This is a genomic window from Ectothiorhodospiraceae bacterium 2226 (assembly GCA_013348725.1).
Lineage (GTDB): Bacteria > Pseudomonadota > Gammaproteobacteria.
Window position 1 is genome coordinate 342,925 of the sequence record CP054689.1, and the last position, 11,932, is coordinate 354,856.

Consider the following 11,932-nt stretch of genomic DNA (forward strand, 5'->3'; position numbering starts at 1 on the left):
TCACCGCTCCTGCTTTCTCAGCAACAGCGTGCCCAGGCCGATGAGCACGGGGACCGAGAGCGCCAGCGCAAAGAACGCCCCCTGCAGATCCGCAAACCCCAGGCCCTTCGAGAAGGTGCCGCGGGCGATCGTCAGGAAATGGGTGGTCGGAAACAGCTCGCCGACGAAACGTCCCGGGCCTGCCAGCGAGGAGACGGGCTCCACCAGTCCGGAGAACTGAACCGCGGGCAGGATGCTCAGCACGCCCGCGGCGATGAGCCCCGCCACCTGACTGCGCACAAAGGCGGAGACCAACAGCCCAAAGGCGGTGGTCGCGGTGACGTAGATCAGGGCGGCACTGGCCAACACCAGGAAGCTGCCCTTCAGCGGCACGCCGAACAGGAACACCGCCAGGCCCGTCAGCAGAAGAAAGTTGATCATGGCGAGCGCGATATAGGGGAGCTGCTTGCCGAGCAGAAACTCCAGGCGCGTGATGGGGGTGACGTAGAGATTGACGATGGAGCCGAGTTCCTTCTCCCGCACCACCGCCAAGGCGCTGAGGATCGCGGGGATCAGGATCAGCAACAAGGGGATCACCGCCGGCACCATCGCCGGCAGGCTCGCCACGTCGGGGTTGTAGCGAAAGCGCGTCTCGATGCTGGTGTGCGGGAGTAGCGGGGCGGCGTGGTTCGCTTCGCGTGCGCGCGCGGCCAGCCAGTGCTGGTGCATACCCTGCAGGTAGGCGCGCACCGTCTCGGCGCGCGCGGGCATGGAACCGTCGAGCCAGGCGCCGAGTTGCACGCTGCTCCCGCGCGACAGATCCCGAGCGAACCCCGGCGGGATCTCCAGCGCCAAGCTGAGTTCGCCCGCGCGCATGCGCCGGTCCATCTCGTCGTGGCTGCGCAGGGGTGGACGCTCGATGAAGTAGCGGGAGCCGGCGAGATTGAGCACGTAGTCGCGACTCGCCGGGGTCTGGTCGTGGTCGAGCACGGCGAAGGTGATGTCTTCGACATCCATGTTGATGCCATACCCCAGCACCAGCATGAGCAGGACGCTGCCCACCAGCGCCAGCGCGAGCCGAATCGGGTCGCGCCGCAGTTCCAGGGCTTCGCGCCGCGTATAACTCAGCAGGCGACGCAGCTTGGGGGAGCCCTGCTGCCGGCTGTCGGCGGCTCGAGCGAGCGGCGGCGGCCGGCGCGGCGGCGGCGCGGCATCGGGTGCCCCGCCCGGCGCCTCGCGTGCCACAGCATCCTGGAGGTGGCTGATGAAGGCCTCTTCCAGGCTGTGCGCGCCCCGCCCCGCCACGATCGCCGCGGGCGTGTCGCTCACCAGCACGCGGCCGGCGTGCATGAGCGAGATGCGATCGCAGCGCTCGGCCTCGTTCATGAAGTGGGTCGAGATGAAGATGGTGACATTATCGCGGCGGGCCAACTCGATCATGATGCGCCAGAAGGCGTCGCGCGCGATCGGATCCACGCCGGAGGTCGGCTCGTCCAGGATCAGCATCTCCGGGCGGTGGATCATGGCCACGGCGAGCGACAGACGCTGACGCGTGCCCAGTGGCAGCGCGAACGGCAGGGCATCCAAGATCGTGGTGAGGTCGAAGCGCTCCGCCATCTCCCGCACCCGGCCCGCGATCTGCGCCCTGGGCAAACCGAACAGCGCCGCGTGCAGGTGCAGGTTCTGGCGCACCGTCAGCTCGCCATACAGCGAGAACGATTGACTCATGTAGCCCACGCGGCGACGCGTGTCGATGTCGTGGGGCTCCACCTCGGTGCCGAACAGCCAGGCCTGTCCTTCGCTCGCGGGCAACAGGCCGGTGAGCAGTTTCATGGTGGTGGTCTTGCCGCAGCCGTTCGAGCCGAGGAAGCCGAAGATCTCGCCGCGCCGGATACGGAAGCTGACGTGGTCCACCGCCGTGAAGCGACCGAAGCGCATGGTCAGTCCGCGCGCCTCGATGGCCACATCGCTTTCCGCGCCTGCCGCGCGAGGTACGACCTCCACAGGCCGATGACCGGCCCGCTGCTCGCGCGGCAGGAGCTTGATGAAGGCCTCCTCCAGGGTGCGGCTCTCGGCCTGCACCAACAGGTCCTGCGGCGCGCCCGTGGCGAGCACCCGCCCCTTGTTCATGGCGACCAACCAATCGAACCGCGCCGCCTCCTCCATGTAGGCCGTCGCCACCAACACGCTCATGCCGGGCTGGTCGGTGCGGATCCCATCGATGAGTTCCCAGAACTGGCGCCGGGAGAGCGGATCGACGCCGGTGGTGGGCTCATCGAGGATCAACAGGTCGGGGTCGTGGATTAGCGCGCAACACAGGCCGAGCTTCTGTTTCATGCCGCCCGACAGCTTGCCCGCGGGACGGCCGGCAAACGGCGCGAGACCGGTGGCCTCCAGCAGGGCCGCGATGCGCCGTTCGCGCTCCGCGCGGGCGTGGCCGAACAGGCGGCCGAAGAAGTCCACGTTCTCGAACACCGAGAGCGTCGGATAGAGATTCTTGCCGAGCCCCTGCGGCATGTACGCCACACGCGGACACATCTCGCCGCGGTATCGGCGGTCGGCCATGTCGCCGCCCAGTACCTCGACCCGACCCGTCTGGATGGCGCGCGCACCGGCCACCAGCGAGAACAGGCTGGATTTGCCCACCCCATCCGGGCCTATCACCCCCACCAGGCGTTGCGCCGGCAGCTCGAGGTCGATGCCGTCCAGCGCCAAGGTCTTGCCGTAGCGCAGACTGACGTTGTCCAGACGCGCGACCACCGACCGCTTCGCGGGTCCGGCGTCGCTCATTCCGGCAACCTCACCTGCAGGCGCGCCGGCCAGGGTTGGGAGGTATCGAGGCGCACATAGGCCACGCCCGGCAGACCGGTTTTGACTTGGTGGATGTGCGCCTGCAGCAGCTCGGGCGGGATGCGGGCGCGCACGCGGAACATGAGGCGCTCCCGCTCAAGGGCCGTCTCGACCGTCTTTGGGGTGAACTGGGCGACGTCCGCGATAAACGAGACGTGGGCGGGAAAGACATACTCGGGCGCGGCATCGAGCACGAGGCGCACCTCGCTCCCCATGGCGATGCGCCCGGCGGCGGCGGTTGGCAGGAAGAAGGTCATGTACACGTCGCTCAGGTCGACCATGTTCATGACGCGTCCGCCTGCACCGACCACCTCGCCCGACTGCGCGACCAGATACTCGATGCGTCCTGCGCGCGGCGCCCGCAGCTCCGTTTCGGCGAGATCCGCGCGGATCTGTTCGATGCCGGCCTGTGCGGCCTCGACCGCTTGTTCCGCACCCGCGAGTTGGCTGCGGGCGGTGACGATGGCCGCATCCGCGGCCGCGATCTGCGCGCGCACCGCACTGACCGCGGCCGCGGCACCGGCCACGCGCGCCTCGTCGTCGTCCACATCCTGCTGGGATATGGCTCCTTGGCGGGCGAGCCGCGAGGTGCGCGCCAGGCGCGACTCGGCCACCCGATGCTCGGCCTCACGCTGCTCCAGCAGCGCCTGCGCGGCCGCCTTCTCCGCCTCGCGCTGCCCCACCTGACTGCGCGCGGTCGCCACCGCACTCTCGGCTTGGCGCAGTTGCGCCTCGGCCTGGTGCAACTGCGCCGCCAACACGTTGGTATCCATGCGCGCTACCACCTGGCCCGCCGTTACCAACTCGCCCTCCCGCACCAGGATCTCCTGCACCCGCCCGGCCGACCGCGCGGCAATGCTGATCTCTACGGCCTCGATGCGGCCATTGCCGCTGGCGAGGCCGGCACTGTCGTCTTGGCCGACGTACTGGCGCCAAGCCACCAGCGCGACGATGAGCAGTCCCGCGAGCGCGAGGGTGCCGATCAAGGGCTTTTTGGTTGCAAGCTTCACGGCGCGGCCCGCCGGCGACGCGGCAGTAAGACGCGCGCACCGGCAAGCGCCGCAACGCCGCCGGCGGCGGCGGCCACGCGTGCTTGCCCGAGTCCCCAGTCATGCGCCATGCGGTCCCTCGCGGAAGGCAGCGACCGCCGCCAACCGGGCGATAGCTGTACTTTGAGACTGAGTGTTAAGGGTGAGAAGTCAAGCGAGTAGACCACGGCGGCCGGTTGCCGCGGGGCACGGCCCGGCGGCGCCGGGCCGATGATTCACACCATGGAGGAACGGCGGCGGTGTGCCCGCGCGCATGACAGTCGGCCGAGATAGGCCAATCCACCGACGAGCAGCAATAGCAGGATCGCATCGGGCGCGCCCGGCGCGCCGATGGCGCAGCCCCCGCTACTCGCCAGGCGTTCCTCGCCGCTCGCCGAGGGTTCGGCCGGCGGCGTGAAACGGCCCGACTGCAGAATTGCGCCGTGGGGACCCAGCGCAAACAACGCGCCGCCGCTCGCCACCAGCCGATGGACGGACGCGGTGCCGGCGTACACGCTCGGCTCGCCGAGGTCATCGAACTGCAGCCAGACGGGCGGCTGCTCGGGGCCGGCGGTCGCTGCCGCCAGGTAGCCGTTTCCGGCCGGGGCCAGCGTCACAATGAGGTACTCGAGCTCGCTGCGTTCCTCCCAAAGACGGCCATCGGCGGACTCGACAAGCACGCTCGCGGCATCGTCGCGACCGACGGCCAGGAAGCGCGCGCCCGCGTGCACCAGCTCCACGAACTCGTAACCCTCGCGCAAGGCGCGCGGCTCCCAGGCCTCGCCATCGGGTGAGTAAAGGATGGTGCCCTGGCGCGCCAACGCCACCCAGCCGGCCGCCCCGGCCCGCACGCGGATCAGGTCCTGCCCGCCGAGGTCATCGGCCACGCGCTCCCATTGCGTGCCGGTGCGCGAGCGCGCGATCGCGCCATTATCGCCGACCGCCACGAACTCGCCCCCGCGCCACGCTACGCCGTTCAACTCCGGTCGCCCGGGGACGCTATATGCCTCCCATTCACGCCCGTCGGGCGACAGCAGCACCCTACCCCGGGCCCCTACCGCGAGGAAATGACCCTGCCCGTATGTGACGCCGCGCAGAGCGGTCTCGATGGGGGTTTCCACCATCTCCCAGTCGACGCCGTCGGGCGAGAACAGCAGCAACCCATCGGCACCGACGCCGACGAGGCCGGGCGGCCCGCCAACCAGGTCATGCAACGCGCCCGAGCGCGCGCCGCCCGATTGGCTGCGCAGGGGCGTCCAGGCGTCGCCCGCGCCCCGGTAGAGATCGCCTCCCGCACCTGCGCCGATGAACTCCGGGCCAAAGGCGGTGACGGCGCGCAGCGCGCGTACGCTGTCGCTGCGTTGCGCGCGCCAGGACCTGCCATCGGCGCTGGTGAGCAGCGCCCCGCCGTCGCCCACCGCCGCAAAGCCGTCCGGCCCGGCCGCGAGACCCTGCAGATCGCTATCGACCCCCGCCGCGTGCGCGTTCCAGAACAGGCCGTCGGTGGAGGAGACGATGGTGCCGTTATCGCCGATGGCGACGAAGAGTCCCTCGCGGAATCGCACGTGGCGCAGGTGGGCCGTGGTGCCGGAGAGCGCCCGCAGCCAGCGCTGTTTATTGGCGGAGACGTAAATCGCGCCGCCGGCGCCCACGATCACGAAACGATCCACGCCGGCGGCCATGCCATGTAACGTCCCCGAGAGCGTGGCATGCACCGTCCACTCCCCTTCGCCGGTGGTCGACTCGAGGATATGGCTCACGGTCGTACCGTTTCCGGCGGTGCTCGTTCCCACGGCCAGAAAGCGGCCCGCGTGCCACACGATGTCGCGCAGCAGAGCGGGCTCACCCACGGCCCGCCAGGTTCGGCCGGCATCATCGGACATGAGCACTTGGTGCGGGTCGTTCCCCGGCGCGTTGACCGCCATCAACCAGCGGCCATTGCCCCGCGTCAGGGCGTTGCATTGCCAGGACCTATCGAGCGCATTGAGCGCCACCGTCCAATGCGTTCCGTCCTCGCTGCGCAGCAGCCCGCCATGATCCACCACGCCGAGCAAGCCGTCGTCCTCGCTGCCAGCCAGGCACTGGATGTCCGCGCCCTGCGGCAAGGGGTTACGCCACTCCCACTCGCGCGCGCTCACGGCCTGCGCCGCCATCAGCAATGCAGCGCCCATCAGCAGAGCAACGACGACGTCGCCTCCCCGGCAGGCCGCCGGCCCCCTCACCCTTCCATTGGCGTACATGGCATCCCCTGCGTGTGCTGACTATCGTCGGTGCTCCATGCACCTGTGATGTGGCGCGCCGCCCCATCTGACGCGGCTTGTACAGGCCTATAGTCGCGTCCGTATTGCCGGTCAAGCGCGGACACGGCAGCGGCGGGGGCGGCCCCGCACATACCGTGACGAGGTTGGCATTCGCCGGTATCTCCCGTGCACACCCGCCCCTAGCCCAACGAGGCCGTCGTTGCTCGCGATGAGGTAATGGCTAAGCTCATCGCTCGGCACCCGCGCGAGCACACCGCGATGTCGCAGCACTCGAATCGGTACGGGAAACCAGGACGCGCCCCCCGTCAGTAGAAGCTGCGGTCCTCTGTGAAATAACGCAGGCCATGGAGGCGTCGAACGTCGCCGTTGGCGCGGGCTAAGCGCGAAATGCACACTTCGTCGCGGAACTGCGTCCCGCTTTGAAGTTATAGTTAACCGGCGAGTCGACCGGCCCGCGGTTCACAAGCCCGCCGGCCGCCCCACGATGGAACGGATTCGGTGCGGCCCGTGGGTCGACCGAACGACGCGGCGTCGCGGAACGCGCGCCTTGCAGGGAGCTGGAGTGATGACGCAATCCCCCACGCGGGCCGGCCGAGGCGCCGGGCACGCGGCGATCATTACAGCGGAGCTCGGCCGCCGCCGCGCCCGCACGCCTGACTACGCTGCCGAAAGCCGCGCCCTGGGCATGTTGGCCGAAGAACTGGGGAGCGACGCCCAAACCTTCCTGCAGAAGTTGGTCGACACCACCCTCGAGCTATGCGGCGCCGACGCGGCGGCCATCAGCCTGACGACGCCCGGCGGCCCACGCAGCCACTGGCACGCCATCGCCGGTGCGTTCGCTCTGCCCGGCGAAGGCGTTCCCCTCGACGCGCTACATGAACACGGCATTGGCCTCGACGATTCGGTGGTCCTGCTGGATCAGCCGGCTTGCCTGTCGGCCGCGTTGGCGACCGCGCCGCCTATCGGCGAGGCGCTGCTCGCGCCCTTCCATGCCGACGGTCAGCCCGCCGGCCTGCTATGGGCGCTCAACCATGCCGGCGGGCGCTTCGACGCCGAACACGCTCGCCTGGCGGGCAGCCTCGCCCGGTTTGCCCTGGCGGGATACCGCTTTCAACAGGCCCTCGAGATCGAGCGCGCGCGGAGCACCAAATTGCGCGAATCCCAAGCCGAGTTGCTGGCTCAGGCCCGCGCGCGCGAACGCGCGGAGCAAGTCCTCGTCACCGAGATCACGCACCGGCAGCGCCTGCAGGAAGCGGCGACCCGCGTCGATCCGGATGGTGACGTGCACGCCTTGTACGCCGAGATCCTGGCCGCGGCGATCGCCGTAACCCACGCCGACATGGGTAGCCTGCAACTCATCGAACCGACGACCGGCGACCTCGTCCTGCTGCATTCCCAGGGCTTCGACACTACGGCGGTCGCGTTTTTCGAACGCGCGCGTGTCCGTGCAGACGACTGCCGGACGGCATTGGAAAACGGTCGGCGCGTCATTATCACCAACCTCGAGGCGCAACCGCTCGGCGACAGCGCCACGCAGCACATGCTGCGCGAGGCCGGGGTGTTGGCCGTCCAGGCCACGCCGCTCATCTCGCGCGCCGGGCGCACCCTGGGCCTCATATCGACCCACTGGCGCCAAGCGCACACCCCTAGCGAACAGGAGCTGCACCTGCTCGACGTCCTGGCGCGTCAAGCGGCCGATCTCATCGAGCGCCACCGAGCCGACGCCGCCCTGCGCGAGAGCGAGGCGCGCTTTCGCGCCATCGTCAACCACAGCGACATCGGCATCGCCCAAGCCGATCCGCGCGGGCGCATCGCCTACGCCAACGACTGCTTCTGCGCATTGACGGGCCGCTCGCGCCAAACGCTGCTGCAGGGACTGCTGGTGCAGGACCTGTTGCACCCCAAGGATCGCGAACGCAGCGCGGAGCTCATGCTCAGCTTGCACGCCGGGGGACAAGCCTTCAGTACGGAACGCCGCTACCGGCGGCCCGATGGGACCGATATCTGGGTAATGGACACGGTCACGCCGGTCCTCGACGAAGCGGGCGTGTTCAACGGCATCACCATCGCCACGCTGGACATCACCCAACGTCGGCAGGCCGAGGAGCAGCGCCGCTCCTCGGAGGCGCGCTACCGCCAGCTGTTCGAGTCCATCGACGAGGGCTTGTGCATCATCGAGGTGTTGTTCGACGAGCGCGGGCAGGCACACGACTATCGCTTCCTGGAGGTCAATCCCGCCTTCGTGCGGCGCACCGGACTCAAACACGCCGTCGGGCGGCGCGTGCGTGAACTCATGCGCGATCAGGAACTCGATTGGTTCGAGGTGTTCGGCCGGGTCGCCCGCACGGGCAAGGCCGAGCGGTTTGTCCAGGAAGCGAGTCAGATCGAACGCTATTACGATGTGTACGCGTTCCGCATCGATGCCCCCGCTCAGCATCGCGTGGCGATCCTGTTCCAGGACATCACCGAACGTCTGCGCCGCGAGCGCAATCAGGCCTTTCTTGCGCGCGTCAGCGCCGACTTCACCCGCCTGACTCACCCCGAGGAGATCCTGCACGCGGCCGGCGAGCGCATCGGCCGCTATCTTGGGGTAACCGGCGTCGCATTCAGTGAGATCGACGCCGAGGGGACACATGCCACCGTGATCTATGGGCGCGGAGCGAGCCGGCCTTGCACCCAACGCGGTTACCGTTTGACCGACCTCATGTCCCAGGCGTACCTCAAGGCCCTGCGCGCCGGTTCCCCGGTGGCCGTCGACGACGTGATACGCGACCCGGGTACGCAGCCCTACGCCGACGCCTACGGTGCCCACGCCATCCGCGCACAGCTGCATGCGCCCTACCGTAGCGCGGGCCGCTGGAAGTTTCTGCTGACCGTGCAACGGGACAAGCCCTACCGCTGGTCGCCGCACGAGGTCGACCTGCTGCACAACCTGTCCGAACGGGTATGGTTGCGCCTGGAACGAGCCCGCGCGGAGGACGCCATGCGCGCCTCCGAGGCACGCTACCGTTCGCTGTTTCACAGCATCGACGAGGGCTTCTGCGTGATGGAGGTACTGTTCGACGCCGAGGACCACCCGGTCGACTACCGCTGGCTGGAGGTCAACCCGAGTTTCGAACGCCAGACCGGCTTGCGCGATGCGGTGGGCAAGACCGCACGTGAACTGGTACCCGACCTCGACGCCTCCTGGTTCGAGATTTACGGCAAGGTGGCACGCAGCGGCGAGAGCGTACGCTTCGAGAACCATGCACCGGCCATGGGACGCTGGTTCGACGTTTACGCCTTCCGCATCGGCAACCCCGAGGAGCGCCGCGTCGCACTACTGTTCAAGGACATCACCGCCGACAAGGAGGCCGAGGCCGCCCTGCGCGAGAGCGAAGCGCGGTTCCGGCGCATGGCCGACACTGCCCCCGCGATGCTGTGGCTTACCGACACCTCCGATGACTGCGCCTTCGTGAGCCGCGGCTGGAGCGAGTTCACCGGCCAATCCTTCGAGCAGGCGCTCGGTGCCGGCTGGATGGAGGCAGTCCACCCGGACGATCAGACCCGGGCACGGGCCAGCTTCCTAAAAGCCTTTCAGCGGCGCGAGGCCTTTTCGCTCGATTACCGGCTGCGTCATGCCGGCGGCGGCTACCGTTGGTGCATCGACACCGGCCGCCCGCGCTACGACGAGAACGGCGAGTGGTGCGGGTTCATCGGCTCGGTGATCGACGTGCACGAGCGCAAGCAGGCCGAGGAGGCCTTGCGCGCCGCGGACCGGCGCAAGGACGAGTTCCTCGCCACGCTGGCACACGAGTTGCGCAACCCCCTCGCGCCGCTGCGCAACAGCCTGGACATTCTGCACCTGCGCGGTGAGGCGAACGATCCGCTGCACGAGATGATGCAGCGCCAGGTCAGCCACCTCACCCGCTTGGTGGACGATCTGCTGGAAGTCTCGCGCATTACCCGTGGGCGCATCGAGCTGCGCAAGGAACGTGTGGAACTCGCGACAATCGTACGCAGCGCGATCGAGGGCGCGCGGCCCGCGATCGAGGAAGGTAAGCACCGGCTGCACGTCGCCGTGCCGAGCGCGCCGATCGTACTGAAGGCCGATGCCGTGCGACTGGCGCAGGTGCTGGGCAACCTGCTCAACAACGCCGCCAAGTACACCGATCCCGAGGGCGATATCTGGCTCGAGGCGCGTCACGCCGAGGGTGAGATGCTCATCTCGGTGCGCGATACCGGGATTGGATTGCCGCCGGATCAGCTGGCAACGATCTTCGAGATGTTCACGCAGGTCGAGCATTCCGCGGCCCGTACCCGCGGCGGCCTGGGCATCGGGCTGAGCCTCGTGCGCAGCCTGGTGGAAATGCACGGCGGACACGTCGAGGCGCACAGTCCCGGACTCGGCCAGGGCAGCGAGTTTGTGGTTCACTTGCCCCTACCGGGGGATGACGCGGGCGATCAGGAAGCGCCCGAATCGCAGACCTCGCACGGCCCGCTCGAATCCAGTCACCGCGTGGTGGTGGCCGATGACAACCACGACGCCGCTGACAGCCTGGCCGCATTGCTCGAGATCATGGGCCTGCAGCCACGCGTGGCCTACGACGGCCCGGGCGCCCTCAAGGCCTGCGACGATTATCGTCCCGCCGTCGTGCTGCTCGATATCGGCATGCCGGGCATGGACGGCTACGAGGTCGCGCGCCGGTTGCGGGCGAATCCCCGCATGGAAGGTGTTACGCTGATAGCACTGACCGGCTGGGGGCAGGCCGAAGATCGGCGGCGCACGCGCGAAGCGGGCTTCGACCACCACCTGCTCAAGCCGGTAAACCTCGACGCGCTGCGGGAGGTGCTGGAGGCGCTCTAGGCGGCCGGCGCCCCCCCATGGCGCCGTGACCGTTGAATGAGATCGCTTGCTGCCGCCCCGACATCACCACGCCACAATGCAACGCGCGGCTACGGCGCCGCGCTGACGCGCATGGCCGCCGGCATACTGATGTGGACCGCCGCCGCGCACGCTCAGCAGCTCCCCGAACCGGAAGCGCCCCCGCCCGACACCGTGCTGCTGCCGACCCAGGAACAGGCGCTGTCGGTACACGAGCCGATGTACTTCATACTCGGTGGCCGCGGGGGCGCGAACGCGCGCTTTCAGATCAGCTTCAAGTACCGTCTGTTCGACGCCGATACGGCCGTAACGCGCGCCTTCGAAGAACTCGAGGGCGTGCACTTCGCCTTTACCCAGAATGCACTGTGGGATCTCAGCACCACTTCGCGCCCGTTTCAGGACACGAGCTATCGCCCGAGCTTCTTTTGGCAGGGACGCGGCAGCCGGGAGGGCCTGCTGCCGCAGCTCTGGCGCTTCGGTTATGAGCACGAGTCCAACGGCCGCGAGGACGAAGCCTCGCGCAGCATCGATCTGCTGTTCGTGCAGCCGGCCTGGTCGACGCGGGTCGCGGATCGTGAACTCATCCTCGGGCCGCGCGCCTTCGTCTACCTCGACAAGGATGAGAACCCCGACATCCATCACTACCGCGGCAGCGCCGATTGGCTCGTGCGCTACGGCAATGAAGACAGCTGGATCGTGTACGGGGTGGGCCGCTATGGCACGACTGGCAAGGGCAGCATCGAGCTGAACTACACCTACCCGCTACGGCGTCCCATCTTCACGCGCGCGGGCGGGTTCGTCCACGTACAGCTGTTTCATGGCTACGGCCAGAGCCTGATCGACTACGACGTGAAGGAGAACCTTCACCTGCGCGTGGGCTACTCGATCACGCGCTAGCCGCGCGGCGCCGGGTCGGCACGGGCGGGTCAGCCGGGGCATCGGGCGCGATC

5 protein-coding genes are annotated in these 11,932 nt (G+C 68.6%); 2 read left to right on the plus strand and 3 right to left on the minus strand.

The annotated features are described in order from the left end of the window. The 3 genes from rbbA to HUS23_01640 all read right to left on the minus strand — a co-directional run bounded on the left by rbbA (position 1) and on the right by HUS23_01640 (position 6,028). The gene (rbbA, locus tag HUS23_01630) at positions 1-2,769 is read right to left on the minus strand and encodes a ribosome-associated ATPase/putative transporter RbbA (protein QKT02610.1); all 2,769 of its coding nucleotides are present in this window, start codon (positions 2,767-2,769) and stop codon (positions 1-3) included. Continuing rightward, entirely contained in the window at positions 2,766-3,839 is a 1,074-nt protein-coding gene (locus HUS23_01635; GenBank protein ID QKT02611.1) for an HlyD family efflux transporter periplasmic adaptor subunit, read from the minus strand. Before HUS23_01635 ends, rbbA begins: the two co-directional genes overlap by 4 nt. A 254-nt stretch (positions 3,840-4,093) precedes the next feature. Continuing rightward, the gene (locus HUS23_01640; GenBank protein QKT02612.1) at positions 4,094-6,028 is read right to left on the minus strand and encodes a hypothetical protein; all 1,935 of its coding nucleotides are present in this window, start codon (positions 6,026-6,028) and stop codon (positions 4,094-4,096) included. 655 nt (positions 6,029-6,683) lie between these two features. Here HUS23_01640 and HUS23_01645 point away from each other — a divergent pair. Continuing rightward, a complete protein-coding gene (locus HUS23_01645; GenBank protein QKT02613.1) occupies positions 6,684-10,964 on the plus strand; it encodes a PAS domain S-box protein in 4,281 nt (1,426 codons plus the stop codon). Between the two features lie 111 nt (positions 10,965-11,075). After that, positions 11,076-11,879, plus strand: a complete 804-nt coding sequence (locus HUS23_01650) for a phospholipase A (protein QKT02614.1) — start codon at positions 11,076-11,078, stop codon at positions 11,877-11,879. The last annotated feature ends 53 nt before the right edge of the window (positions 11,880-11,932 follow it).